The sequence below is a fragment of the Stenotrophomonas sp. STEN029 genome, from assembly GCF_056760015.1.
Map to the genome: position 1 here is coordinate 19823 of NZ_JBRREC010000027.1, position 26012 is coordinate 45834.

The window sequence follows — 26012 nt, forward strand, 5'->3', positions numbered from 1 at the left end:
ATGCCAATGGAGCGGTTTCCCCGGCGATTGGGGGCCACCCCGCCTTACGTGAACACCACCACCCACCGTGGCTTTACAGGCCATTACCTGCTCAAAACTGCCGATTCAGGCTGGGCGGGCCAGTCACTGCGCCCCACCAACCTGACCTGACTGTCACGCGATGTCCACAACGCCGCGCATGGTCAGTTGCCGCGCCTTCCCCACCACGAACCGCTGGATGATTCCCGCGCCACTCAAGTAGTCTTGGCAGGACAATCCAGGCATCACCAACTTGAGCCAACAAGTCGACAAAAGTCCCGCCCTTCCATTGAAGGTGGCCATTACCGAAGACGACGCGGTGCTGCTTGAACGCATCCTGCTTCCCGGCCTGCGTGACTATGGTTTCAAGGTGGACGGCTTCAATGACGCCACCGCGCTCTACCGCAGCCTGCTGACCCAACAGTTCGACGTGGTGATCCTGGACATCGCCCTGCCAGGCGAGGACGGCTTGAGCATTGCGGCGCACCTCCGCCAGATACAGCCCGGGCTTGGCCTGGTCATGCTGACGGGTACCGAGAGCCGGGACAACCACCTCCGGGCGATGCGCCACGGCGCGGATGCCTACCTGTCAAAGCCGGTCGACATCGACATCATTGCGGCCACGCTGCACAGCCTGTCACGCCGCCTTGAGCGCACAGCAAAGGGCGCGGACAGCACCGATGCCCAGAACGGCAATACGCGCTGGGCCTTGGCATCCGATGATTGGTGCCTTGTGCCGCCGTCCGGGCGGATCATCGCCCTGACGACCCCGGAACGGGCACTCCTGGGCCTACTCAATGCCAACCGTGGCCAGACGGTCGAGAAGGAGCGCTTGATCGAGGCATTGACAGACAATGCCTCGGACTTCGATCCGCACCGCCTGGAAGCCCTGGTGCACCGGATCCGCCGCAAGGCCGCCACTTCGGCGCCCGGGTCACCGCCCCTGCCCTTGTTGTCTGTCCGCGGAAAGGGCTACCTGCTCGCTACCTGATCCCGCCGGACATCAGGGCGAAGAGACCAGCGGAAGCAGTATCTTCACCGTGCTGCCCTGTGGTTGCCGGGCAGCAAGCTCAACGTTTCCACCCGCCTCAAGGACCATGTCCATCACAACCGGCAAGCCCAGGCCGGTTCCCAGGCCAACGGGCTTGGTGGTGAAGAACGGATCGAACGCCCTTGCACGAATGGCCTCTGTCATGCCGTGGCCGTCATCCTGCAGGGTGAGCGAGACCCACGCGTCTCCTTCCCGCTCGGCTTTGACCAGGAAAATACCCGTTCCGGGAATCGCATCCCGCGCATTGGCTGCAATATTGAGAATGACCAGCCCGAAGCGATCAGCATCCATGCGCACCGGCAAGGCATCCTCACCGCAGTCGAGCTGCAGCTGCACGCGACCGCCGAAGAGTTGCTTCAGCATCGGCGACAGCTCGCCGAGCGAAACGCGCACATCGAAGACCTGCGGGCGGGCCACATCCTGCCTGCTGAAGTTCAACAGCTTCCTGCTGATGGCCAGGCCTCGCTTGGCAGCGAGCTCAACGTCCTCCAGCGCGCCATAGAGTGCGGGAGCTCCCTTGTCTGCCAGTCGCTCCCGCTGCCCGGCCTGACCGAGGACTATCCCGAGCACGTTGTTGAAGTCATGTGCCACACCGCTGGCGAGGCGTCCGACAGCTTCCATCTTCTGCGCATGAATCAGCTGCTCACGCGTGCGTTCACGCTCGGCGACCTCCTCCTGGAGCCGGCTGTAGGCCAACTCCAATTCGCGACCACGGGCGTTGGATTCTTCCAGGCTGTTGCGCAATGCAGCCACGGTCCGATCCAGGGCGATCGCAATGATCAACCAGATCCCGGCCAACGACACCGCCTTGCCAACCCCCGCGACCGACGCCACGCCACCTCCGAGCGTTGCCCGCAGGTAGTCCGCAAGCAGTGTCGCCGCCAGGATGGCAACGCAGGTCGCGTAGGTGATCCACAAGGTCCGCCGCCCCAGGACCAGGCCTGCGAGCGCCAGCAGGATCATCGGCATCGGATCGAAGCGCAGACCGAGCATGCCGGTCGCGGTGTAGATGACCGCCATCGACAACAACACCACGCCGAGGAACAGGTGCATGCCACGACGGAAACGCCCCGTTCGGATCAACCAGACACAGGCCCACGCTGCCGACGTCATCAACACGTCTGTCGTCAGGTCGGCGAGCATGGCGCTGCGTGGCGGCAGATCAGCCGACCAACGACCGCTCAGCACCGCATAGAGATACAGCGACTTGTTGAGCGGGATGAACACCCCAAGGAAGATCAGCAATACCTGCAGGAACGGCGCATTGCGCCGGTCGACCGGATCCTGCACCGGGATGTCTGAAAGCCAGCGCTGCACCGGCCTGAAAATAGCTAGCTGCTTGATAAGGAATCTCCTGACACCTGGCCTACGCGCGGAGCAACCGACACCGGCGTCCGTCCCCTTCCGGCATTCCTCATCGTTTCTCACCTGGCCCGGTGAAGAACGATGCGTGTATTCCACGAACCGCTTTTGTAGCTTACGTCCAAGACCTCCTTCCTGTCGCGGAGGAGTAACCCATACGAGGAACAAGGGTTGCCGCAGACATTGACGCTTTTACAGCGGCAACGCCACAGCTGGACACTGCCTCATGCGATATACACGAACCAACGTTTCCCAAGGACGCCTGCGACCTTCTCCAGGAACTCAAGGTCCGTCGCGCCCAGGATATCCAAACGCTGCCTGACAAACTCCGCAGGCATGTCCAACCGTCGCGACAGGGACTGATACGAGACATCCTTTTTGATCATCTCGTTCAGAACAATGACCTTCAAGGATTCATCCAGTGACAAGCGTGCAGCCATCTCACCACGCAGCTTGCCACGCGGCAACGGCACAGGCCTGGAGGAGGCCGTGCGCTCCTGCACAGCCACTCTCAGGGCAGCGTTGATTTTCTCTTCCGAGAATGTCGGCCCCATTACACACACCTCCGGCCAATCCGCGAGCTGGAGCTGGTAACTGAAAGGCGTTCCAAGCGACCTAACTGGATAGATAAGCATATGCCCTGCCGCATCCATGGATATTGGATTTTCTTGCCGAGTTGCCAGGACTGCAGGCCCGGCATCTCCTCGCCAATTGCCGCATCACGTTCACGCTCCGGATCACCCTGATGAAGCACGCAAGCATCGATGAATTGAAAACCCTGATTGATTCCCTGGACGATATTTCGCTGAACGCAAGCAGTCGAATTGAAATCCTCCAGAAGATCAGGCAATCGGCTGCGAGCCTCTACATCAATGGCTCGAACAACTCCGTCGACCATTGCGACCGGATCGACGCGATGGTGCTGGAAGCGATTGAAGTTGCATTGCTCCCTTTCGAACCGGAGCCGTTTGGCCATTCCTGCGCCGACCCTTTCCCCGCTGCGGAATATATCCAGCCATAGCGCAGGTGACACGCATGCTTTCTCATGAAACCGGTGATAAATGATGAGCATCCTGACCACGGCCAAGCAACGCCAGGATTCCGGCGATCCGTGTCAGGTGCGCCGGCAGAACTGGACGCTCCATCATCCGGAAACAGGCAGCCGAACCTGCGATCTCCCATCACAGCCTGCCGACTTCCGCGCCCAGGCACCCCAACCTGCAGGAACGAACTCCCGGTCGGCCATGCCCAAGAATCCGCGTCTGGACAGCGAAGCGAACCTCCTCATCGACAGGATCAGCCGACACCTTGCCGAAGCCAGGCAGCTGGACCCTGCAACGTCCGCATTGCTTGAGGATGTGGCCACTCATCTGCAACAGGCCCTGCTCGCCGATCCTTCGCAACGGCCATGCCCGCCATTGCGCGTGAGAACCATGCATGAGCTGCAACCGGTGCTGACCGCACTCAGGGAACGATGCATCAGGGAAGCAGCTACTGCTGCGCTGGGAGCGGCTGCCGGACCCTGGCTGAGCGCCGCCGAGACCCATGCCGGCGCCAGCCGTCTGGATGTCTCCAAGGAAAGCCGCGCGCAGCTTCTACGGATGCGTGCGGCATTGAGCAACGCCAAAGGTATTCATCGACGGTGCAACAACCGTTGACGAGTCCACGCGCATCTCCCGCCTTTCAGGGAAAGCCCGCGCGTGAAATCCCCCGACCAAGGTCGAAGCCAGTTCCCAGATCAGAGGACCATCCACATGACTGACCATTCCCTGAAAAACAAAGTCGCGGTTATCGCAGGCGGCGGCAAGAACCTCGGTGCCCTGGTCGCCCACCAGTTTGTCGATGCAGGGGCCCGTGGGATCGCCATCCACTACAACAGCGACTCCTCGAGAACGGATGCGGAGAGAACGGCCGGCGAACTGAAAGCCAAGGGGGCGGACGCCATCCTGTTCCAGGGTGACCTGGCGGTCGTCGCCAACAATGTGCAGCTGTTCGACCAGGCCAAGGCGCATTTTGGCCAGGTCGACATCGCGGTCAACACCGCTGGCGTGGTGATCAAGAAACCTATCGCCGAGATCACCGAGGCGGACTACGACAAGAGCTTTGACGCCAACGCCAAAGCCGCGTTCTTCTTCATCCAGCAGGCAGGCCGGGTACTGGCTGATGGCGGCAACATCGTCACCATCGTCAGTTCGCTGCTGGCCGCCTACACGCCGTTCTATGCGATCTATCCCGGCAGCAAGGCAGCGGTTGAACATTACACGCGCGCGGCCTCCAAAGAGTTCGGCGACAGAGGAATCTCGGTCAATGCCATTGGGCCAGGGCCGATGGATACCCCCTTCTTCTACGGCCAGGAGAAGCCCGATGCAGTGGCCTATCACAAGTCCGCGGCTGCACTGAGCAAGTACAGCAAGACCGGGCTTACCGATATCGAGGACATCGCCCCCATCGTCAGGTTCCTGGTGACGGACGGTTGGTGGATCACCGGGCAGACGATCTTCGCCAACGGCGGCTACACGACGCGGTAAGCCTTCAGCGAAGAAGGCGGTTGCGGAGACGGAAGCACGGGACGCTGCAGCACCGCTTCTGCTCCGCGACCGACGTAATGCCGGATGGCTGGCCGGAACGGGCCCAGTACGGACACGATCACCAGTGACACGCTCATGGCCAATAGATTCCAATCAATCCTGGATACACAGCAACAGCATTTCCTTACCGACGCGACCAAGCCGCGCGGCTGGCGCATCGACCAGCTTGAGCGCATGGAGCGCATGCTGCGCGACCACCAGGATGCTTTCTGCGCCGCGCTCTACGAGGACTTTCGCAAGCCCTCATTCGAGCAGCTGTTCGAGATCACCGTTCCGCTTGGCAACATCAACTACTACCGGGAAAACCTCACGGAGCTGATGGCGCCACGCAGGGTCGCGATCCCGGCGGGGTTGGAAGCAACCGGAAACAGCGGGCTGATCCTGAAGGAGCCCTACGGGCCAACCCTGGTGATCGGCCCATTCAATGCCCCCATCCTGCTGCTGCTCGATCCGGCCATTGCCGCCTTGGCCGCCGGCAACCCCGTCGTGTTGAAGCCTGCCAACACCACGCCAGCCACCGCCGCGCTGTTCCAGCGACTGATACCGGACTACTTTGAAGCAGAAAACGTCGCCATCGTCACCGGCGGGCGCGAGGAAATCGCGGCCCTGCTCGAACTTCCCTTCGACTTCATCTTCTTCACTGGCAGCTCGACCGTCGGCAAGGTCGTGATGCGCGCGGCGGCCGAGAACCTGACGCCGGTGATCCTGGAACTGGGCGGACAGAACCCGACCATCGTCGACGAGACCGCCAATCTCGACATTGCCGCCGACCGGATCGCCTGGGGACACAACGCGATATCCGGCCAATGGTGCATCGCGCCGGGGTATGTCCAGGTGCACGAAAGCGTAGCCGATGCGTTCATCGAGAAGCTGAAGGCAGCCACCGTCAGGATGTACGGCGACGATCCGCGACAAAGCCCCGATTTCGCCCGCATGATCAGCGAACACGAAGCGCAACGGGTGGCGTCCTACATCCTGCCCGACAAGGTGGTACACGGCGGGCGGTTCGACATTCCGGAGCGCTATGTGGAGCCGACAATCCTGTACCCGTCGAGCTGGGACGACCCGGCACTGCAGCAGGAAGTCTTCGGCCCGGTCCTGCCGGTCCTGCCCTACACCGACCTGAAACAGGTCATCGCCACCATCAAGCGCAAACCCAAGCCACTGGCCGCCTATATCTTCAGCAAGAACCAGGCTCACATCGACCATGTACTTGGCAGCCTCGCGTTCGGGGGCGGTTGTGTGAACCAGACCAACCTGCACTGCTGGATCGACAGCCTGCCTTTCGGCGGGGTCGGCTACAGCGGCATGGGCAAGTACTACGGCAAGGCCGGGTTCGATGCATTGAGCAACACCAAGGCCATGCTGATCGGGAATCCCGACCTCGAACTGGATGTGTTTCCACCGTACGGTGGCAAGGACGTCGCAGGAAGTCTGAGCGTATTCTCATCAGCGCAGACGCACCGCCAGGCGGGGCCAAGCCCGGCCACGCCTGAACCCGGTTACAGGGAGAAGTGAGCATGCATGTCGTTCTGGTAATCGTCGGTGGCCTGGTTCTTCTTGGCCTGTTCCTCCTGTTTGGCTGGCTGTGGGCCGCCACCACCGCCGGCATGGCATTGGCAGCCAAGGCATTCATTCCGGTCTGGCTGGTGGTTGCAGCGATCAACATGTGGGTGGGCGTTGCCCATGCCGGGTACAGCTTCCGTGAAGAGTTGCCCATCCTGGTGCTGGTCTTCGCCGTACCCGCGATCATCGCCTGCGTCGTGGCATGGCGGCTTTCACTGTCATGAAGCCCGCGACGACCGACGTGCCTGGCGCACAATTTCCCTGCCATCCGCTGCTGCGTCGTCGCGACGGGCACCACGCGCGCGTGACCTACGAAGAGCTGTTCTTCGACCTGGTCTATGTGTTCGCGGTGACGCAACTCAGCCATGAGCTGCTGCACAACCTCACCGTTGCCGGCGCGGTCGAAACGCTGATCCTGTGGTTCGCGGTGTGGCTGGGCTGGCAGTACACCTGCTGGGTCACCAACTGGTTCGACCCGGAGACGCCGCGCATCCGCGGCTTGATGTTCGTGACCATGCTGCTGGGGCTGGTGATGGCCGCGAGCATTCCCATGGCGTTCGCCGACAGAGGCCTGGTATTCGCCGCTGCCTATGTGGCGATGCAGGTGGGTCGAACCGCCTTCATTGCACTGCAGTTGCCGGCCGGCCATCCGCTGGCGCCCAATTACCGGCGCATGCTGGGCTGGCTGCTGATCTCGACAGTGTTCTGGTTGTCCGGGGCGATGGTGCAGCATGAGGCACGCGCACTGCTATGGCTGCTCGCCGTGCTATGCGAATACGTATCGCCGATGTTCGGCTTTGCCCTGCCTGGCATGGGCCGCTCGCACACGCGGGATTGGACCATCGAAGGCGGCCACCTGGCCGAACGCTGCCAGCTGTTCGTGATCGTGGCGCTTGGCGAAACCCTGCTTGCCAGCGGCGCCACGCTTGCCGGTGCCCCCGAATGGGATGTCCCGGTCGTGCTCGCATTGCTGGCCACCTTCCTCGGCACCTTAGCCATGTGGTGGCTGTACTTCGGCACATCGAGCAAGGATGCGACCAACGCGATTTCGCACTCGGAAGACCCCGGCCGCATCGGCGCATACTTCCACTACGTCCACGCCATTCTCATCGCAGGTGTCATCGCCTCGGCGGTCGGCAACGATCTGGTGCTGGCACATCCGCATGCCCATCCGGCCACCGCACAGATCGCAATCCTGCTGGCCGGGCCCGCGATCTATCTGCTCGGCAGTGCCGCCTACAAGCGAATTGTCTATGGCGCCATACCGATGTCCCACCTGGTTGGCGCATTGCTGTTGCTGGCGCTGGTGCCGGTTGGCCTGGTTGCAGACATGCTGCTGATGGGCTGGCTGACCACGGCGGTCGTGCTGATCGTCAGCTTCTGGGAAGCACGCCTGCTTCTTTCACGCCGCAACGGCGATGCGGCATGAAAGATCCGGCCAGTAGCCGATAGGGAACACCTGAACCGAACCGATCAGCGATCATGGGTTCGACTGGAAGCACTTGTCGGGCCCTGCTCGGCCGCTTGGCCAGGGTATCGCCAACAGCTGGCAAGCCTCAAAGCAGGCACCAAGCCAACATGTACGCCGGCCCGGCCAGTCCATATCGTGCTGTTCCGTTGATGTAGCTGAGCTGTGCAATGGCTCGTCTGGCCAACGCGGGAACTTCTGATCGATTTGACGCCAGCAGTGCCTCAATCTCGTCCCATCTCCTGCTACGACCGCCATGCCCTGGATGTGAGTCCACACCAACCTCATCTGCCTCGTAGAGCACATTCCATTCCACAAAAATGCGCCACTGCTCAACCTCGAGCGCTACCAGCTTCTCGTCTATTGGCCACACCAGGAACGTCTCGAGGTACCTGCCCTCTGCCTCGTCGAAAATGGACTTGAAACGATGGGAAATACCGCCGACGTCCGCTACGCCTGCCCGCGGCCCGTCGTACCACTCGTTCTCCACATGGACTCGTTCCGGTGGTCCGTACTTCAGCACGACTGGTACCTCCATCTGTGTGACCCTAGCCGATGCCCGGATTCAGGCAGGCTATGCACCTTGTGCGATGCACACTGCAGGGTGGCTTGCGTCCTTGCAAAGGCGCGATCCCGATAAGGTCGGGCATGCAAACAACGGCAGCCGTTCGTAGTGTCCGGGCTGGCCCAGGTTCCACGCAGCATCAGCCGCAAATGAAACACCAGTGATCAGCGCACGACAAAAGACGCATTCAGCGGTATTTCAACGCCACGAAGCCGATCCTTCACCGTCACCGAAACGGCCCACTCGCCACGCTGGTCCGTGGGTTCGGCCACGTACTTCAACGCTGCGGTCGACAGGTAGACGTTCCTGGGGTCACCCTGCAGCTTCACTGCGAAGCACGGCAGATCGCGTTCCCTGGTCGAATAAGACCCATCCGGGCGAAGAATGACGAAGTCGCACGCAACGTCGGTCATTCCGGACGCGGAGTCGACTTTCGGATTTGCCAGGAACGTGAGGATGAAGAGCTCGCCATCGGCGCCAACCTCATCCGCTTCGGAAAAGCGTGGAATGGTCTCGGGTGGCGTGTCCCACTTCTGCCGCCAGTCCTGGTCCGGGGTAATCACCAAGGTGGCGCTGAAGCCCTCACGGGACTTTGCCGAGTCCGTCTCGGGAACCGGCTTTCCCTTCATGTCCACCCATCCACTCTGCGCGACAGATGGCAGGGGCAAGAGAAGCAGGCCGACGAGCCACAGGCTGCGGATTCTCATGATCGATCAACTCCTGGGCTGGCCCAAGCGCCGCAGCGAATGCAGCGGCCTTGGCCATGCGGGCCATGTGGATATGTCCATGCAGCCAATGCGGAAACCTCAATGTGGCCCAGCCATCTCAGGGTACCGAGCGCATCGCCGAGGAAAGCACATGCCAACCTGAGGCATCGTGGCGCAACACGGCATCGTACTGCGATGAGCACGCCTTGCCACACCAGTACCCAAAGGCTACGTCGTAGTCGCCATCGGGGCGCTTTGCAGGCGTATCCAAGCTCAACCGCATCGCAGTTCCGACGCGCGTGTCGTCCGATGGAGGCTGCCAGGTTGAGCCAGGCAAGAGCAGGAAACCGGTATGTTCGAGCGCCAGGATCGATTCCGACGACAGATCGATCATGCCCTGCCCTGCATGGTCGCTGATGGACACATACAGCGGCATGCGGCTGGTTGCCAGGTGTGCGTCGACATCCGCCTGCTGGCGCAGGACCGCTTTCATTACCCCTTGCAGATCAGGGAGCGCCAGCGGTGCCACCTCGGCACTGCCTTGCGTGCTTGCCTGCGTCGCATTCAACGGCGGCTCCGCCGCCTGTGCGCCGCCATTCCACGTTGCAGATGACGCAAGAACCGCCAACGATCCCGCAATGATCGACTTCCGTATCATGTTCGTCCCAGCCTGGTACAGGCGAGGATTATTCTGCGCATGGGAGAAGCTTGTCCACCCTCATCCCGCCCGCAGCGCTGGCTACGCTGGATGCGATGCCAAGCCCCGCACTCTCGAAACGGCGTGCAACGCAAACCAGGCAACGCAATCGGCGGCGCCGAGACCAGTAGCTGATGCAGTGTGCGTCCCGCAATGATTCAAGGCACTCCCTGTCGGCCCCCAGCCCTGCCAGCCGGCAGCCTCGGCATGCATTCGCTGTGAAGACGCTACTATCCAGATGACCGCGGCGCGCGAATGCACCTGCATGCCCCCTTTTGAACTTGAATGGAAACGTGACCCAATGGAACTGCGCACGATCGGCTTGCTGGGCGGGATGAGTTTTGAAGGATCGTCGGTCTATTACCGCTTGATCAACGAAGCGGTCCGCACCCGCTTGGGATCACTGCACTCAGCGCAGATCCTGCTGTATTCGGTCGATTTCCAGAAGATCGTAGACCTGCAGAAGGCAGGCCGCTGGGAGGAGGCCGGCGACCATCTGGCAGCCATCGCCCGACGCCTGGAGTCGGCCGGCGCCGACTGCATCATGATCGGCGCGGTGACCATGCATCTGGTCGCCCCGGCCGTTCAACAGGCCATCGGCATTCCCTTCCTGCATATCGTCGATGAGACTGCACGCAGGCTGCTCGATGCCGGCTGCCGCAAGCCGCTGCTGCTCGCCACCCGCTATACGATGGAACATGGCTTCTACCAGGCTCGCATGCAGACCCATGGGATATCCGTCATGGTTCCTGACGATGCGGGCCGCACGCTGACGCACAACATCATTTTCGACGAACTCTGCGCTGGCAAGGTGCTCGATGCATCGCGGGCAGCCCTGATCTCCCTGGTGGAAGCGGCCAAGGCCTCGGGAGCCGACTCGGTGATTTTCGGCTGCACCGAGATCTGCATGATCCTCGAGACCGACAAGCTGCCGCTTCCAGGCTTTGATTCAACCGCGATCCATGTTGATGCGGCGGTCGACTTCGCGCTGGGGACGCCAGCATGAGGGTCACCGCCTTGCTGCTGTGCCTGCTTGTGCCGGCCGCGCAGGCCTGCGAGAACAGCCACCTTCCGCTATCCGGTACGGTAACGGTGCCCACCTGTTCACCGCAGCAGGACCCGGAGCACTGCATTTACGCCGGGAAGGCGCTGTATCAGTACATGGGCGCGATACCCGACAACGATGATGTCCTCACCATCGGCCTGCATGCCAGTCCGTGGCGGGTGTATGACGGTGATATGCGGATCCTCACCATTGAGGAACTTGCAACCTCAAGCCGGGCGTCACTCAATGGGAAAGTGGAGCGTGTCGAACTCATCGGTTCGTGGACAGCCGTTTCGCCCGCGCCTGGTACGCCTTCCCTGGCGCAGCGCCTGTCCACTGCGCTTGGCGGCGTTCCCGTCAGTGGTGAGGATGGGTTCCTCTGGCTAAGCAGCGACGGCTCGCGCCGCACTACCCGCCAGGCGTTCACGCTGCGCGAGGGTGGCGGCTCCTACTACCTGCCGAAGGACGAAGCGTTGCTGGTGTCCCTGGCTGCTGGCTGGTTTGCACAGGCGCAGGACGTCCTCCCCGAAAACGATGCGAACCTGCAGATGCTGGCCGCCGCGGGCAAGGACATCTTCCTGCTCTGCCCAGACGAAGCACTGGCAGGCTTTGAACATGCAGCAGGCATCGGTAGCGCGATTGCCGCCTACAATGCAGCGGTCATGCGCATGGAGCGTGGCCACGCAGGCGATCGGACTGCTGCACTTGCGCTGCTGGAACAGGCTGCCGCGCAGGGAGATGAGAAGTCCAAGGCATTGCTGAGCCTGGAGACGGCATCAAGATAGCTCGTGCATGGCAGGTGTCGGTGCGACACATCCGCACTTCGCTTTGATCGGCAACCGGTACGATGCCGGTCTGGTGCTGCTTCAACGGACGGTTCTTCTTCGCCACAAGGCAAACACGCCGACCAGCAAGGGCAGGATCGACAGCAGGAAGAAGAAGAGGTCCCAGCCTCCTTCAACCACCAGCATGCCGATCAGGCCAACCATGCTCAGGATCGCCAGCACCGTGGTCACGATGATCGTGCGCTTGCCGGTCATGGCGCCACCTCCTTCAAATCGCCGCGTGCCTTTACCTTCCGCTTGCGCCTACGGTCCCACCACAGCCATGCACCGTTGAGGGTGATGAACAAGGTCAACCAGGTGCAGGCGGTCCACAGTATCTTCAGCGGCATGCCACCGTAGTCACCGAAATGCAGTGGCTCGGACAAGGTGATGGCCTTGAGGTACCACGGCAGTTCGGCGGTCCCCGCTACCTCGCCATTGGCAGCATCCACCAGCACTACCCGCACCAGCCGCTCGTCCAGGCCGCTGCCGGCCACCAATACGGTGTAATGGCGCGGCGTGGAAAAGTCCGTGGCCGGCCACAGTATCGAGCTGACCTGCCAGCCTGTTGGTGCTGCGGTCAACGCCGATGCAAGCGCCTGGTCGGCATCGATGGGCGGATGGCGTGGATCGACGGGCGCGCCCGTGTGCATGCTCTGCACACGTGCAAGCTGCTGTTGCGACCACAGCCCGGTCGCCAGGGTACCGAAGCCAAGCAGGAAGCCGGTCAGGCTGACGGCGAATGCCCAGCCCAGCACGATCGCACCGATGGTGTTGTGCAGGTCCAGTTGACGCAGCCTCGGCCCCTTGCCCCGCCGCAGCAGGCCGAATGCCACCTTCTTGGCATGCGGCCAATACACCACCAACCCGGACAGCAACGACACCAGCACCAGCAACGCGAAGAAGGCGCCGAGCAGTTCGCCGAACGGCCCGAGGAACCACTGTGCGTGCAGCTCCAGCAGGAAGCCGGTCAAGGTTGTTCCATCCCCTGCGCTGGCATCCATGCGTTCAGCGGTTGCCAGATCGGTGAACTGCAGCTTCGCCCGCTCGAAACCGCTGTCACCGTGCGGGACCGTGTTGAGCAGCAGCAAACCCGGATGATGATCCGCATCAAGGCCTAGGTAGATGACCTTCTCGTCCGGGCTGGCAGCCAGCACCGCATCCACCGATTCGGCCAAGGGCCGCTGCGAAGCGGACAATCCCGGCGCGGCAGGCATCACCCCCATCGCCGCGTCGATCTCCTCGTGGAAGATCAGCACCGTACCGGTCAGGCACAGCACGAGGAAGGGAAGCGTTGCCAGCAGGCTGCACCAACGGTGCAGCCACAGGTTCAGACGGTAGGTGCGGGAAGTGCCAGTCACGTATGTAGGGCTCGTTGCTGCAGGAGGTCACTGCACACGCCGCCATCCGGCACCTCTGCCGGATGGCGGCGCACGGTCAGAACGTATAGCGGACGTTGATGGTGGCGTTGCGCGGTGCCTGCCAGAACAACTGCATGCCGTCATCGGTCGGTGCGAAGTAGGACTTGTTCAATGCATTGCCGATGTTGAGCTGCGCCGACCATTGCGGGGTGAACTGATAGCGCGCCATCAAGTCCACCACGGCATAGGAAGACTGTTCCAATGCCGGAATGCCCAGCGCCTGCGCTGCCGGTTGCCAGGCGAACGTGCGGCTCTGCCAGCGCACGCCGCCGCCCACGGTCAGCCCCTGCAATGCGCCCTGCAACTGGTAGCTGGTGAACAGGTTGAACTGCTTGCGCGGGATCACCGTATTCACGTCGCTGCCATTGGCCTGTTCGGCCTTGAAGCGGCTGTAGCCGGCGCTGAGCTGCCAGCCGTCGAGGATCTCGCCCACCACTTCGGCTTCAAAGCCCTTGCTGACCGTGCCATCGATGCCGGTGTAGCTGGAACGCATCGGACCGCCCGGGTTGGACGGATCTTCCGGCACCTGCCCGGCATACGTGGCGACGTTTTCCTGCTGCATGCGGTATAGCGCCAGCGTGGCGCTGAGGCGACCGTCCAGGAAAGCACTCTTCAAACCGACTTCGTAGGTATTGCCTTCGATCGGCGACAGCAGGCGGTTGCCGGCATCACGGTAGTTCTGCGGCTGGAAGACGCTGGTGTAGCTCGCATACGCGGAAATCTGGCGATTGATGTCGTACACCAGGCCGGCGTAGGGCACCACTTCGTTGTCCAGCGAATAGCTGTTGGCCGGCGTCTTCAGGTCGACCACTTCGTAGTCGACCATGCGCGCGCCGAGGATCAGCTTCAGCGGATCGGCCAGCGAGAAGCGGCCCACCGCGTACACCGCGTTCTGGGTGACCTCGCGCTTGTTGTAGTTCTGGCGGGCGATGAAGCTCGGCAACGGCGCGCTGCCGTTGTAGTCGTAGACATTCGGCGTGGTGGCGATGGTGACGGTACCCGGCGCACCGTCGGCCACTACCCGCTCCTTCCAGTGGTCGTAGCCCACCAGCACTTCGTGATGACGACCGAACAGATCGAAGCCGCCATCGACGCGCGCACTGGCGGCATCCTTGTCGCTGTCCACCCAGTAGACACCGGCATAACCCGGCACCGGGAACTTGTAGACGAAGCCCGGCATCAGCTCCATCGCCATCACCGATTTGCCGTTGCTCGGGTCGATCGGGTACGGATAGAACAGCGCCAGCCGGGACTCGGACTCACGCTGGCCACGGCTGACCCGCACGCTGGCCTTCCAGTCGGCGTTGAAGCGGTGCTCGGCGTCGATGAACCAGTTGCGGTAGCTGCTGTCCCAGTACGACCAGTCCGGCGAGGTGTTGAGGCCGCGGTGCAGGCCACGGATGCGCTCGACCTTGTCGTCGGCGCCGAGCGCCCAGGCCGGGGCGCCGCCCCAGCTCGGGCTGTCGGTATGGTTGTCCTGCTGGCTGATGCCCGCCGCGATCAGGGTGTTTTCGCCGATATCCTGCTCGAGCGTGGCGTACACCACATGGTTGCGGTTACGCAGGCGATCAATGTGGCTGTCGCCTTCGTCGTAGTCGGCGGCCACGCGCATGCGGGTGGAGCCACTGGGCGACAGCGCCCCGCCAAGGTCGACAGTCACGCCACGCTTGTCCCAGCGGCCGTATTCAATGGCGGCACTGCCGGTGAATTCGCGGCTGTCGGCCTTCTTGCGGATCAGGTTGATGACCGCCGAGGGGCTGCCAGTACCGACCATCAGGCCGTCCGAGCCACGCAGCACTTCGGCGCGGTCGTAGATGGCGGTATTGCTGAGGATTTCGCCGGCACTCCACTGCTCGTCGATGGTGGTGGGTACGCCATCGATCAGGTAGCTCTCGATCTTGGAACCACGCGAGAACATGCTGCCGCGGTTGCTTTCGTAGCGGCTGATCGACAGGCCGGTGGTGCGCTCGACGATATCGGCCAGGTTCTCGATCCTGCGGTCTTCCATCATCGCCGAAGTGATCACGCTGACAGACTGCGGGGTTTCGCGCAGGTCCAGGTTCAAGCCGGTGGCGGTGCTGTTGCGGGCCAGATAGGTGCCGTTGACCTGCAGTGCCGCCAGCGTCGATGTCTGCGGCGCAGTCGTGCCAGCCGGGATTGCGGTGCCGCCAGCCGCTGCAACCGCGCGTCGCTGCAGGGTGACGCGGTCACCGTCGATACGCCAGTCCAGTTCGCTGCCTTCCAGCAGCGCATCCAAGGCCTGCGGCACGCTGTAGCTGCCATTCAAGCCAGGGCTGCGCTTGCCGGCAGTCAGCTCGCCGGCAGCAGACAGGAAGATGCCCGCCTCGCCCGCGAAGCGGTTCAGCGTGCTGGTCAGTGGCCCGGCCGGGATGGTGTACGACCTGGCCTGCTGCAGCTTGGTCGACGCCTGCTGCGCGCTTGCCTGCTGCGGAGCGAGGGTGGCGACGGCAAGGCCAAGGCAGACCGCCAGCGTCAGCTGTCGGCGGATCGGCGCCAGGGAGTGATGAAGGCGATGCATGGGTTTCTCTCGAACGTGGGGACAGGAAATAGCGATGCTTTCCCTGTTGATCGGACGAGGGCGAAAAAAGGGGAACCACTTTCTGAAAAAAACGGCCCCGGCTCGGTCCGGCATCAGCACGCCGCCGCAGCCGGTATCAGTGCCGCGGTTCCAGCGTCGTCCACCACGGCAAACTGCGGCTTACGCGCACCGGCAGGCTGCGTTCGAGCATTGCCAGGGCGGCGTCCGGGTCACGCAGTGGGAATACGCCGGCCACCGGCAAAGTGGCAATCTCCGGTGCGACGCCCAGATGGCCGGGGCGGTAGCGCGACAGCTCGGCAACCAGTTCGGCAAGCGGCATCTGGTCGGCCATCAGGATGCCGCGTGTCCATGCATCAATGCCCGGGTCGGCAAGCTGGGTCGGGCCGAACCCGGCTGCATCGACGCGCAGCTGTTGCCCGGCCTCGACCACGCTGACCAAACCCGCCGCCCTCACTTCCACCGCGCCTTCAAACACGGCCAACTGCAGCGCCTGCTGTTGCAAGCGCACGTTGAAGCGCGTGCCCAGCGCACGCAGTCGGGCCGCGGCGGTTTCGACCACGAAGCCACGCCGTGTGTCGGCAGCGGTCTGCACATGGATCTCGCCTTCGTGCAGCCGCAAGCGACGCAGCTCTGGGCTGTAGTCCACGTCCAGCGCACTGCCGGGGGCAAGCCAGACATGGCTGCCATCGGCCAGGCCGGTGTCACGGATTTCCCCGGTAGTGGTACGGTAGTCGGCGGTACGCGCCGACCATTCGTGGCGGATGCGCGGATACTGCCAGCCGATGACGCCGAGCGTGGCCAGCGATGCCAACCCAGACAACACCCGACGGCGGCTGCTGCTCACCCGACGCGCCGCCTTCAAACCAGCATCGGCTGCACCGCGCTGATGCTCGCCGCGCAGGGGCGCGAACTGGCTGCTGACGGCTTCCACCTGCGCCCAGGCGCGGGCGTGGCGGGGTTCGAGCAACCATTGCCGCCACCGCGCCTGCTGGTCGGCGTCGTCTTCGGCATCAAGCAGCGTGGCGTACCACAAGGCGGCCTGTTCCAGCGCGGCATGATCGGCAGCAGCAGAAGGCGATGGCATGCCTCAGCAACCGTTGCCGGCTTCAAGCAGCACGCAATGCAGCATCGCCCGCGCCATGTACTTCTTCACCATGCGCTCGGACACCAGCAGGCGTTCGGCTATCTCGCGGTAACGCAGGCCATGAAGTTGCGACAGCAGGAAGGCCGAAGCGACCTTTTCCGGCAACTTTTCCAGCATCGCGCTGACCCTGCACAGGGTTTCAATGACGATGGCGCGCTCCTCGGCGGATGGTTCCACTGCCTCGGGATTCGCCGCCAACGCGTCCAGCCACGCCTGCTCGACCTCGCGTCGCCGCCACAGGTCGATGCACATGCCATTGGCCATGGCGCGCAGGTACTGGCGGGCCTGCGGCGCACTGGCCAGCGGCACCGGCCGCGTCAGCAGGCGCACGAAAGCATCCTGCGCGAGATCGGCGGCATCGGCGCTGTTGCCCAGCCGACGCCGAAGCCAGCCGCTCAGCCAGCCATGGTGATCGGCATACAGGGTTTCAATCTGTCGATGTGCGGTGAACTCGATTGCAGCCACGGACCCCTGCCCGGCACACGGAACGCCTCTGTGACGAGGTCGCCCCACAAATGAGAATAGTTCGCATTATGGTCAAGCAGCCTCGCCGGCGCAAATCACCGGGCCGGATCAGCCGGGAACATTGGCCGGCTCACCGAACCAGCTTCATCCAGCGTCACGTCGGCATTGCGGGCCAACGCCTGTGCAGGTCCCCCCGCCCGGCCCGTGTTGCCACTGCCGGCATTCCGCTAGCGCTGCGTCAATCCGCGCAGCATCAGTTCCAGTGCAGCCGCGCATTTGCGCAGGCGGACATCGGCATCAGCCCCTTCCGCTATCCAGAACGCAGCCTCGGCCAGGCTGCCGTAGATCAGCGATGCCAGGGCCTGCGCATCCACCTCGGCAATCACGCCGTGGCGAACCAGATCCTCGATCAGCCGCTGCATCGAGTCCACGCAGTGCCGCTGTGAATCCAGCGATGCCCCGCCAAGCACAGCGCGCGCATCGCGCAGGACGATGCGCTGGATCTCCGGCTCAAGCGCCATGTCCAGATAGGCCCGGCAGCGCTGCTGGAAGCCCAGCCAGGGATCGCTTGCGGCGTTGCTGATGGCCTGCAGCCGCGCATCGGTTTCTGCATCGATCTGCTCGACCACCGCGGCCAGCAGGCCCTTCTTGTCCCCGAAGTGGTGATACAGCGCGCCTCGGGTTAGCCCAGCCTGTGCAGTCAGCTCATCCATCGATGCATCCGCATAGCCGCTTTCGGCGAAAACGCGGCGGGCAGTGACCAATAGCAAGGCGCGGGTTGCCTCCATTTCAACGCGTGTGCGGCGGACCACGGCAATCTCCTTTCATACGCTTCGTATGTTTATTTACATTCATGGCGTATGTATGTAGCCTTTTACATACACCTCGTATGTATTGTTGTGGCCGGCCGACACCTTGGCAAGCCGCAGCGCTCCGGAGACCCCAATGGCCAACGCTTATCGCGCCCTCTTCGCTGCACCCGGTACTTCCGGCTTCGCTCTGGCCGGCCTGTTGGCCCGGCTGCCATTGCCCATGACCGGCATCGGCATCATCACCTTGCTGGCGCAGCTGCGCGGCAGTTACGCACTGGCCGGCGCGGTATCGGCCACCTTTGTGCTGGTCTATGCGCTGGCCTCACCGCAGATCTCGCGTTGGGTGGACCGCCACGGCCAGGCAACGGTTTTGCCGTTGGCGTCGGCCGCCAGCGTTGTCGGCATGCTGCTGCTCCTCCTTGCCAGCTACTGGCAGGCGCCGGATTGGCTGCTGTTTCCCTGCGCCGCGCTAGCCGGGTGCATGCCCAGCATGTCAGCGATGGTCCGGGCCCGTTGGACGGCTCTCTACCGTGGGCAGCCACAACTGCAGACGGCCTACTCGCTGGAAACGGTGTTCGACGAAATGAGTTTCATCGCCGGGCCACCGCTGTCGGTTGGCCTTTGCGTTGGCCTGTTCCCGCAGGCCGGCGTGCTGCTGGCCGCGCTGCTGCTGGCCGTGGGCACCGCTGCACTTGCAATGCAGCAGGCGACACAACCGCAGCTGGTCGCGCATGCCGCAGGCCAGCCCAATCGATCGGTGATGGCGCTGGCGGAAGTGCGGTTACTTGCGCTGCTGATGGTCGCAATGGGCATGATCGTTGGAACCATCGACATCACCAGCGTGGCCTTCGCCGAACTGCTCGGCCAGCCCTTGGCCGCCAGCATCGTGTTGTCGGCCTATGCCCTGGGTTCCTGCGCGGCGGGACTGGCTTTTGGTGCGCTGAAATTCGATGCACCGTTGCATCGCCTACTGCTATGGGGCGGCGCAGCAACGGCACTGACCACCCTGCCCTTGCTGCTGGTGGCCAGCCTGCCAGCGCTTGCGGCAAGCGTGCTGCTGGCCGGCATGTTTTTCGCGCCGACGATGATCGTGGTGATGTCGCTGGTCGAGCGCGCCGTGCCGGACCAGCAACTCACCGAGGGCATGACCTGGTTGTTGGCCGGATTGAATATCGGCGTGGCGCTCGGCGCCGCAGCAACCGGGCAACTCGTGGATCTGGCCGGTGCCCAAGCAGGCTTCGCCATCAGCGTAGGTGCTGGTGCGGCGGTACTGCTGCTGTCGATCTGGGTTAGCCGACGCCTAAGGCCATGCCAGCAGCAGTCCACCTGCGTTTGTTGATGCCGCCAACACCTTACCTTCCGGAACAGACCATGCAAACCCAATCCCCGACGGCAACCGCCGTGGCCCATCCTTGGTTGGCCGTTGTGGCCGTCGCCCTGGCAACCTTTTCGGTGGTGACCACCGAGATGCTGCCGGTCGGCCTGCTTACACCCATCGCCCAAGACCTTGGCACGTCCACCGGCAACGCCGGATTGCTGATCTCCGTACCGGCCCTGCTGGCAGCACTGTTCGCGCCATTGGTGGTGATTGCCGCAGGCGGCATCAACCGCCGCTACATCCTCTGCGCGCTGCTGGCCCTGCTTGCCGCGGCCAACGCCGCCTCGGCGTTGGCACCGACCATGCAGTGGATGCTGGCTGCGCGATTGCTGGTAGGCCTGTGCATGGGCGGGATCTGGGCAATCGCCGGTGGCCTGGCAATGCGATTGGTCTGCGCACAACGTATTGGACTGGCCACCTCGATCATCTTCGGCGGCGTCGCCGCCGCCTCCGTGCTCGGGGTTCCGTTGAGCGCGTGGGTTGGGGAGATGTTCGGTTGGCGCAAGGCATTCGTCGGTATGGCGCTGCTGAGCACGGCGGTGCTGTTGCTTCAGCTTGCCGTGATTCCCTCGCTACCCGTCTCGGCATCGGTGCAGCTGCGCCACTTCGCCCAGCAGCTGCGCAATCGACGCGTGCAGCGTGGGTTGGTCCTGACGCTGTTGCTGGTCGCCGGCCACTTCGCGGCTTTTACCTTTGTCCGGCCACTGCTTGAATTGGTATCTGGCGTGAGCGCCACATGGATCGGTGCGCTGCTGCTTGCCTATGGCGTCGCCGGCATCGGCGGCAATTTCCTGGTGGGCGTCCTCGCTCCTCGCAACGTATCCGCCACGGTAATGGCCGTTGCCGCAGGCCTGCTGGCCACGGCTGTCCTGTTCCTCTGCATCGGCGACACCCCGATCATGGGAGGTGCGCTGCTGTTGCTCTGGGGCCTGGCCTACGGCGGGGTATCGGTTGGGCTGATGACCTGGATGATGCAGGCAGCGCCACGCGCCGTTGAGGTAAACAGCGCGCTGTATGTGGGGGTCTTCAATACCGGCATCGCACTTGGCGCCTGGGGAGGCGGACGAGTGCTGGACCAGCTTGGCCTCAGCGGAACGCTCTGGGCGACCTCGCTGCTCGCAGCCGTTGCGCTGCTGCTGTGCGCCATCAGCATTGATCGCCACAACCATCCAGAAGCCGATGACGGCGATTGAATGGGCAACCGCGCAGGCTGCTGCTTGTGGCCTGCGACGCAAGACCGGCCCACACTCCTGCTGGCGTTAACTGGCCTCGCGCATGACCTCCGCAACTTGACGAAGGATTGGTTTTCTCAATACTTCGCCAATGCTGAGCCAACACTTCCTGTTCTTCTTTGCGATGCTCGGCGCCTTCATTGGCACCGTCCTCGCATCGTTCCTGTGGTGGCGGGCCAAGGGTGAGCCCAGCCAGCGCTGGCTGGCGCTGCTGATTCTGGTCGTGGGCATGCGCACAGGAAAATCGGTTGCTTATTACTTCTGGCCGGACATTCCCCGGGTGTTCCTGCAACTGGGTTTGACCGCCTGCTTCATGATCGGGCCGTGCCTGTTCTTTCTACTGCGTTCGAGCCTGGCCGGCACTCCCGGTCCACGGTTGGCAGACCGCTGGCACCTCACCGCATTGCTGGCCGTTGCCATCGGGGTAAACGTCTTCCTGCCCTACACCGGCCATCCCGAGCTGTGGCTGCATACCATCACCCCGGCCATCCAATATGTCTGGCTGGGCTACCTGCTGTTGGCCAGTGGACTGCTGTACCGGCACCGCGCCCAGCTCAAGGGCACACCTTCCGGCGCGTTGCTGCTGGGAACGCTGCTCGGCGTGTGGCTGATCTGGGCCGCCTATTTCACCGCGGGCTACACCTCTTACATCGTCGGCGCGCTGTCCTTCACCTTCCTCCTGGCCGCGAGCGTGCTGGTCTACCTGCGCCTGCGTTCCGGCCAGGCGCCGATCGAGCCCTACCAGGACCGGCGGATTTCCGACGACGAAGCCGCACCCCAGCTGCAGGCGCTGGCCGACCTGATGGCACGCGAGCGCCTCTACCTCGATCCGGGGCTGACCCTGCCTCGCCTCGCTCGCCGGCTCGGCATTCCGCAGACCCGGTTGTCGCAGCTGTTGAACGACAACAAGCAGACGTCCTTCAAGCAATACCTGGCACAACTGCGTGTCATCGAAGCGAAATCACTGCTGCTGCAACTGCCGCCAAAACCACTTGAGCGGGTCGCCGAGGAGGCTGGCTTCCAATCGATGTCCACCTTCCACGCCGCCTTCAAAAAGCTGGAGGGCCTGCCGCCGGGGGCGTTCCGCACCGCTGCCGGAAACTCCTGGAATTGATTCCAGCACTCCGGAATTGCATAGCAAGACATTGATTTAAAAGGGAAGACATAGGCTGCAGGCTCACCCCAACGAGCCGGCGCCATGCCCTTACATCGACTCCTCAAACCGCTGCTGATCCTGCTGCTGTGCGCATGGCAGGGCGGCATTTCCGACGCCGCCGCGAGCGCCGGGTCCGCCCTGGGGCGGTCCTCGACTGACCCGTCGACGCAACAGGCCGGCAGCAATCACCTTGTCGCCAGCAGCGGCCTCGGCGACACCAACCGGGCCGGGCAACAACGCATCCTGTTCATCCTTGCCAGCAGCAAGGTGCACGGCAGCTCCAGCATCCCGGCCAGCATCAGCTTCGGCGAGGTGATCCATGCCTGGGATACGTTCCAGGCAGCCGGCTATGCAGTGGACTTCGTCACCCCCGACGGCGGCGACGTGCCCATCCTCGACCCCTACGTGGGCAAGGAAGTGGAATCGCGCCTGCAGGACGAGCGCGTCATGCGCGGCCTGCGCAACACCGCCACACCGGCGCAGATCGACCCCGGCCTGTACCGCGCCGTCTATTACGTCGGTGGCAGCAACGCAATGTACGGGGTTGCCGAGAACCCCGTCCTGCAGGACATCGCCATGCATGTCTACGAACGCAATGGCGGGGTGGTCTCGGCCGTGTGCCATGGCACGGCCGGAATCGTGAACCTCAAACTCACCGGCGGCCAAAGCCTGCTCGCCGGCAAGCGCATCACCGGCTACCCGGAAGAACACGAGGATCGCGACGCCGCCTACTTCAAGGAATTCCCCTTCCTGATCCGGCAGACCGTGCAAGCCCGTGGCGGCCTGTTCCATGCGGTGGACGGCTACGCGCCTTACATCGAAGTCGACGGCCGCGTGATGACGGGCCAGAACTATGCCTCCGCCGCGCCGTTGGCTGCAGCCGTGGTCGATGCGCTGCGCAAGCTTCCCAACCCGCAAACCAGCCCGGCCAGGAGGGACTGAGCGGTCAGAACCCCGTCCAACTCCACGCACATCAACAATCCACACTCCCCAGGAAACCCATGAACACTTCAATCCGATCCACCGTTCTCGCCGCAGCGCTGCTTCTGCTCCCCACCTCGCTGATGGCACAAAACAACGAACATGCCGAAGTTGATCGCGCCATGCAGACCCTGCTGCGCGGCTTCGAAGCAGGCGACGCCAAGCTGCTCAGCGGCGTACTGCGGAAGGACGGCGTGGTTATCGGCTATTCGTCCAATCGCGGCGCCGTCGTGATGGAGACCACGGAAGAATGGGCCAAAGGGTTTCCCGGCAAGCCAGCGCCGGATGAGGCGCAACGTCATCGCCAATACCGAATCCTGGATGTCACCGACAGCGCGGCCGTGGTCAAGCTCACCCTCGACTATCCGACATGGGACGGCTCGGACTACCTGGCATTGGCGAAGATCGACGGCAACTGGATGATCGTCAGCAAGTCGTGGAGCGGGAAGCGCAAGACACCGGCAAGCTGAGCAGCGCGCTGCTGTTCGCCTGAGTTGCATGGTGAAGCGCCCGGTGAAAACCGGCCGCTTCGTCCATGTGCTGCCGATGGATCCGGATACGTGAACCAGCACGCGGGACGCCCCTTCCTGCGTCGCCCAACTCCCCGCCCAGCGAGGCCGCCCCTGCCTATGCGGACCGGCATGACTTCTGGCAGGGATGATAGGTGTTATACCTAACTATAGTATCAACACACCGCCCGCCAGAGACGGTATGGACCGACGCACGCGCCCCCCGCCCCTGCTTCATGAGCGCGGCGGGGCCAACAACATCAGCATCCAGGGGAACCGATGAGCACAGGAAAATTGCAGGTATGGCTGCTGGCAACCTTACTGGCCGCCGCCAGCTTGGCCCAGGCCAGCGAAGGGATGGTGGACCGCGGCGCCTACAAGCTGAGCGCCGAGCAGTCGGGAACCGGACCGGTCACGGTGGTCTTCGAGTCAGGTTTCGGCCAGGGCAAGGACACCTGGAAGGACGTGATCGCTGCGCTCGGCCCCGACTACCGCAGCATCAGCTATTCCCGCGCGGGGCTTGGCAAGTCGGGCAGCGATGGCAAGCCCAAGGACATCGACGCCCACCTCGTTGACCTCGGCGCCGTGATCAGTGACCTCGCCGGTGGACAGAAGGTCGTGCTGGTCGGCCATTCGTATGGTGGACTGCTGGCCACCGAGTTCGCACGCCGCCATCCGCACCAACTGCAGGCGCTGGTCCTCGTAGACCCGGCCACGCTGGGCCAGCGACACGCGTTCAAGCAGGCCGATGCAGCACGCGTACTGGTCGATGATGCCGCCCTGCTGGGCATGCTCCCGCCGCCCATGGCCGCCGACTACCGGGCATTGATCACCCAGCTGGATGCGCGTGGCGCGCAGACGCCGAACGTCATGCCGGACCTTCCGGTCGCGCTGCTCACCGCCACGCAGGTCGCCGCCGAACCCTTCGTTTTCGAGGAAACAGCTGCCGGCAAAGCGCTGTGGAAGGCGCAGCACGCCGCATTGTTCAGTGCCTTCGACCGTGGCTTCCACCGCTACTTCGTCATCGGCCACAACATCCACCGCGAGAACCCGGCAGCGGTTGCCGACGCGATCAGGGACATTGCAGGCAGGCGTTGAACTGCCGGCTCCGTGGGACTACTGCCAGTACACAGCGAAGCGCAGGTAACACCTCACCATCACCGGCACGCAGCGGGCATTGATCGCAGTGCCGTGCCGCCACCGCCTTGAATGATTGAAGAGACGCGACCGAAATGAAGAGACTGGCTACCGTGTTGATGCTTCTTCCGGCTTTGGCGCTTCCGCTAGTGGCGCAGGCGCAACCGCGATCGTCACAAGCAGTGCATGCGGAAAGGCTCGATGACTTCATCAACCATGTCGAGGACAACAATGGCGGCATCGGCGGTGTGTCCATCTTCAAGGGCGGCCGCGAGGTCTATGCCAGGAGCTTCGGGCAGCGGAATCTACCTGGTGTTGCTCACGATGGGAACAGCAAGTACCAGATAGCCTCGGTAACCAAGATGGTCACGGCGATTCTGGCGTTCAAACTGATAGAAAACGGGCGTCTGCGTCTAGATGACAGGTTGTCCGACTTCTATCCCGATATGCCGTCTGCGCAGAAGATCACCATCAGGAACCTGCTGGAGCATTCAAGCGGGCTGGGAAACTTCGCGATAAAGGATGGCTCGCTTTGGGTGCTTGACCCACTTGGCCAGAGCGAGATCCTGGAGGAGATCAAGAGGCAGGGTGCGACGTTCGAGCCAGGTGAACGTGTCGCGTACTCCAACTCCGCGTACTTCCTGCTGAGGATGATCCTTGAGAAAGTACATGGACGTGGATATCACGAGATCGTTGCTCAGGAGATTGCAGAGCCGCTGGGCCTCGAAAACTTCGCGTCATTTGAGTCTCATCCCAGCAATGTCTTCAAGTCCTATGCGTTCAAGGACCAGTGGGGAGAGATCAAGGATGTCGACTATTCCAATGTGATCGGCGTTGGTGATATCGCAAGTACCACGCGCGATCTGAACACACTGATTACCAACCTGTTTCAATACCGGATCCTGCGTAGGGACACCGTGGAGCAGATGCAGCCGGTCGTGGGCAAGGGCTGGGGCATGGGCCTTGCGGAGTTCACGTACGGGGAGGAACGATTTCTTGGCCACGGCGGAGACGTGCTCGGCTCTCATTCACGGGTCATCTACAACCCGAAGGATGACGTGGCGATCGCGTACTCGACCAATGGCGAGCGCATCCCGACCAATGTTTTCCTGGAAGCCATCGTCGCTACTGTCTATGGACGTGACGTCGCATTGCCGACCATAAAGTAGGTGTCGGTCGCTTGTGCAGCTGGTGGCGTACGTGTAAACCGGGGTGGGGGGTGGGGGGGGGGGGGGGGGCCCGGTTTGGGCGGTGGCCTTAAACCCCCCCGCCGAGCTGGGCGCGCCACTACCGCTTCAGCCCCCTCCCTTTGGCGCAGCCAAGGGG

The 26012-nt window shown here is 63.1% G+C and carries 29 protein-coding genes; 17 read left to right on the forward strand and 12 right to left on the reverse strand.

The window, feature by feature from the left end:
* Positions 1-6 precede the first annotated feature (6 nt).
* Positions 7-150, forward strand: a complete 144-nt coding sequence (locus ACVOLI_RS08310) for a hypothetical protein (protein ID WP_481534235.1) — start codon at positions 7-9, stop codon at positions 148-150.
* A gap of 121 nt (positions 151-271) precedes the next feature.
* Positions 272-1009 carry a response regulator transcription factor gene (locus tag ACVOLI_RS08315; protein WP_481534236.1) on the forward strand — a complete coding sequence of 246 codons (738 nt, stop codon included), beginning with the start codon at positions 272-274 and terminating at the stop codon, positions 1007-1009.
* Positions 1010-1021: 12 nt separating this feature from the next.
* Here the strand turns inward: ACVOLI_RS08315 and ACVOLI_RS08320 are convergent, their stop codons facing one another.
* A complete protein-coding gene (locus ACVOLI_RS08320) occupies positions 1022-2530 on the reverse strand; it encodes a sensor histidine kinase (protein ID WP_481534237.1) in 1509 nt (502 codons plus the stop codon).
* Between the two features lie 125 nt (positions 2531-2655).
* Positions 2656-2985, reverse strand: coding sequence for a hypothetical protein (locus ACVOLI_RS08325; protein ID WP_481534238.1), 330 nt, complete (start codon positions 2983-2985; stop codon positions 2656-2658).
* Positions 2986-3089: 104 nt separating this feature from the next.
* Here ACVOLI_RS08325 and ACVOLI_RS08330 point away from each other — a divergent pair, with 104 nt between their 5' ends.
* From ACVOLI_RS08330 to ACVOLI_RS08340, 3 genes are all read left to right on the forward strand, one after another.
* Positions 3090-3452 (forward strand): hypothetical protein, encoded by a 363-nt coding sequence (locus ACVOLI_RS08330; RefSeq protein ID WP_481534239.1) that lies wholly within the window; start codon positions 3090-3092, stop codon positions 3450-3452.
* 43 nt (positions 3453-3495) lie between these two features.
* Positions 3496-4089 carry a hypothetical protein gene (locus ACVOLI_RS08335; RefSeq protein WP_481534240.1) on the forward strand — a complete coding sequence of 198 codons (594 nt, stop codon included), beginning with the start codon at positions 3496-3498 and terminating at the stop codon, positions 4087-4089.
* A gap of 96 nt (positions 4090-4185) precedes the next feature.
* Positions 4186-4959: an SDR family oxidoreductase gene (locus tag ACVOLI_RS08340; protein ID WP_481534241.1), complete on the forward strand. Its 774-nt coding sequence runs from the start codon at positions 4186-4188 to the stop codon at positions 4957-4959.
* Here ACVOLI_RS08340 and ACVOLI_RS08345 read toward each other — a convergent pair.
* Positions 4944-5096 (reverse strand): hypothetical protein, encoded by a 153-nt coding sequence (locus ACVOLI_RS08345; RefSeq protein WP_481534242.1) that lies wholly within the window; start codon positions 5094-5096, stop codon positions 4944-4946. The genes ACVOLI_RS08340 and ACVOLI_RS08345 overlap by 16 nt on opposite strands.
* Here ACVOLI_RS08345 and ACVOLI_RS08350 point away from each other — a divergent pair.
* Genes ACVOLI_RS08350 through ACVOLI_RS08360 form a run of 3 tightly spaced genes read left to right on the forward strand, consistent with a single transcriptional unit; the run spans position 5095 to position 8014 of the window.
* Positions 5095-6537, forward strand: a complete 1443-nt coding sequence (locus ACVOLI_RS08350; protein WP_481534243.1) for an aldehyde dehydrogenase family protein — start codon at positions 5095-5097, stop codon at positions 6535-6537. The two genes, ACVOLI_RS08345 and ACVOLI_RS08350, sit on opposite strands and share 2 nt — an antisense overlap.
* Positions 6538-6539: 2 nt before the next feature.
* The gene (locus ACVOLI_RS08355) at positions 6540-6809 is read left to right on the forward strand and encodes a hypothetical protein (RefSeq protein ID WP_282268735.1); all 270 of its coding nucleotides are present in this window, start codon (positions 6540-6542) and stop codon (positions 6807-6809) included.
* Complete coding sequence (locus ACVOLI_RS08360) at positions 6806-8014, forward strand: low temperature requirement protein A (protein ID WP_481534244.1); 1209 nt, start codon at positions 6806-6808, stop codon at positions 8012-8014. Before ACVOLI_RS08355 ends, ACVOLI_RS08360 begins: the two co-directional genes overlap by 4 nt.
* Before the next feature lie 127 nt (positions 8015-8141).
* Here ACVOLI_RS08360 and ACVOLI_RS08365 read toward each other — a convergent pair whose 3' ends face one another.
* From ACVOLI_RS08365 to ACVOLI_RS08375, 3 genes are all read right to left on the reverse strand, one after another.
* A complete protein-coding gene (locus ACVOLI_RS08365; protein WP_481534245.1) occupies positions 8142-8591 on the reverse strand; it encodes a hypothetical protein in 450 nt (149 codons plus the stop codon).
* A 191-nt stretch (positions 8592-8782) separates the two neighbouring features.
* Positions 8783-9325: a hypothetical protein gene (locus ACVOLI_RS08370; RefSeq protein WP_481534246.1), complete on the reverse strand. Its 543-nt coding sequence runs from the start codon at positions 9323-9325 to the stop codon at positions 8783-8785.
* A 118-nt stretch (positions 9326-9443) separates the two neighbouring features.
* The gene (locus ACVOLI_RS08375) at positions 9444-9893 is read right to left on the reverse strand and encodes a hypothetical protein (protein WP_481534247.1); all 450 of its coding nucleotides are present in this window, start codon (positions 9891-9893) and stop codon (positions 9444-9446) included.
* A gap of 430 nt (positions 9894-10323) precedes the next feature.
* On the opposite strand from ACVOLI_RS08375, the gene ACVOLI_RS08380 reads away from it, so the two are divergent.
* Both ACVOLI_RS08380 and ACVOLI_RS08385 read left to right on the forward strand, forming a co-directional pair.
* Positions 10324-11028 (forward strand): aspartate/glutamate racemase family protein, encoded by a 705-nt coding sequence (locus ACVOLI_RS08380; protein WP_481534248.1) that lies wholly within the window; start codon positions 10324-10326, stop codon positions 11026-11028.
* On the forward strand, positions 11025-11852 hold the full coding sequence (locus tag ACVOLI_RS08385; RefSeq protein WP_481534249.1) for a hypothetical protein: 828 nt from the start codon (positions 11025-11027) through the stop codon (positions 11850-11852). Before ACVOLI_RS08380 ends, ACVOLI_RS08385 begins: the two co-directional genes overlap by 4 nt.
* Positions 11853-11933: 81 nt before the next feature.
* Here ACVOLI_RS08385 and ACVOLI_RS08390 read toward each other — a convergent pair whose 3' ends face one another.
* From ACVOLI_RS08390 to ACVOLI_RS08415, 6 genes are all read right to left on the reverse strand, one after another.
* Complete coding sequence (locus ACVOLI_RS08390; protein ID WP_296248381.1) at positions 11934-12107, reverse strand: hypothetical protein; 174 nt, start codon at positions 12105-12107, stop codon at positions 11934-11936.
* Positions 12104-13252 (reverse strand): PepSY-associated TM helix domain-containing protein, encoded by a 1149-nt coding sequence (locus ACVOLI_RS08395; RefSeq protein ID WP_296248383.1) that lies wholly within the window; start codon positions 13250-13252, stop codon positions 12104-12106. The genes ACVOLI_RS08390 and ACVOLI_RS08395 overlap by 4 nt, the downstream gene beginning before the upstream one ends.
* 76 nt (positions 13253-13328) lie before the next feature.
* The gene (locus ACVOLI_RS08400; protein ID WP_481534250.1) at positions 13329-15851 is read right to left on the reverse strand and encodes a TonB-dependent siderophore receptor; all 2523 of its coding nucleotides are present in this window, start codon (positions 15849-15851) and stop codon (positions 13329-13331) included.
* Positions 15852-15987: 136 nt separating this feature from the next.
* Positions 15988-16956: a FecR domain-containing protein gene (locus ACVOLI_RS08405; RefSeq protein ID WP_481534251.1), complete on the reverse strand. Its 969-nt coding sequence runs from the start codon at positions 16954-16956 to the stop codon at positions 15988-15990.
* A 3-nt stretch (positions 16957-16959) separates the two neighbouring features.
* On the reverse strand, positions 16960-17481 hold the full coding sequence (locus tag ACVOLI_RS08410; protein WP_481534252.1) for a sigma-70 family RNA polymerase sigma factor: 522 nt from the start codon (positions 17479-17481) through the stop codon (positions 16960-16962).
* Between the two features lie 227 nt (positions 17482-17708).
* A complete protein-coding gene (locus ACVOLI_RS08415; RefSeq protein WP_481534253.1) occupies positions 17709-18293 on the reverse strand; it encodes a TetR/AcrR family transcriptional regulator in 585 nt (194 codons plus the stop codon).
* Between the two features lie 133 nt (positions 18294-18426).
* Between ACVOLI_RS08415 and ACVOLI_RS08420 the strand changes: the two genes are divergently transcribed.
* The 7 genes from ACVOLI_RS08420 to ACVOLI_RS08450 all read left to right on the forward strand — a co-directional run bounded on the left by ACVOLI_RS08420 (position 18427) and on the right by ACVOLI_RS08450 (position 25855).
* On the forward strand, positions 18427-19632 hold the full coding sequence (locus ACVOLI_RS08420; RefSeq protein WP_481534254.1) for an MFS transporter: 1206 nt from the start codon (positions 18427-18429) through the stop codon (positions 19630-19632).
* A 32-nt stretch (positions 19633-19664) separates the two neighbouring features.
* A complete protein-coding gene (locus ACVOLI_RS08425; protein WP_481534255.1) occupies positions 19665-20864 on the forward strand; it encodes an MFS transporter in 1200 nt (399 codons plus the stop codon).
* Positions 20865-20994: 130 nt separating this feature from the next.
* Positions 20995-22017 carry an AraC family transcriptional regulator gene (locus ACVOLI_RS08430; protein ID WP_481534256.1) on the forward strand — a complete coding sequence of 341 codons (1023 nt, stop codon included), beginning with the start codon at positions 20995-20997 and terminating at the stop codon, positions 22015-22017.
* Between the two features lie 84 nt (positions 22018-22101).
* Complete coding sequence (locus tag ACVOLI_RS08435) at positions 22102-23001, forward strand: type 1 glutamine amidotransferase domain-containing protein (protein WP_481534257.1); 900 nt, start codon at positions 22102-22104, stop codon at positions 22999-23001.
* A 59-nt stretch (positions 23002-23060) separates the two neighbouring features.
* Positions 23061-23510: a nuclear transport factor 2 family protein gene (locus ACVOLI_RS08440; RefSeq protein ID WP_481534258.1), complete on the forward strand. Its 450-nt coding sequence runs from the start codon at positions 23061-23063 to the stop codon at positions 23508-23510.
* Positions 23511-23828: 318 nt separating this feature from the next.
* Entirely contained in the window at positions 23829-24647 is an 819-nt protein-coding gene (locus ACVOLI_RS08445; protein WP_481534259.1) for an alpha/beta fold hydrolase, read from the forward strand.
* 134 nt (positions 24648-24781) lie between these two features.
* On the forward strand, positions 24782-25855 hold the full coding sequence (locus ACVOLI_RS08450) for a serine hydrolase domain-containing protein (protein WP_481534260.1): 1074 nt from the start codon (positions 24782-24784) through the stop codon (positions 25853-25855).
* Positions 25856-26012: the final 157 nt, after the last annotated feature.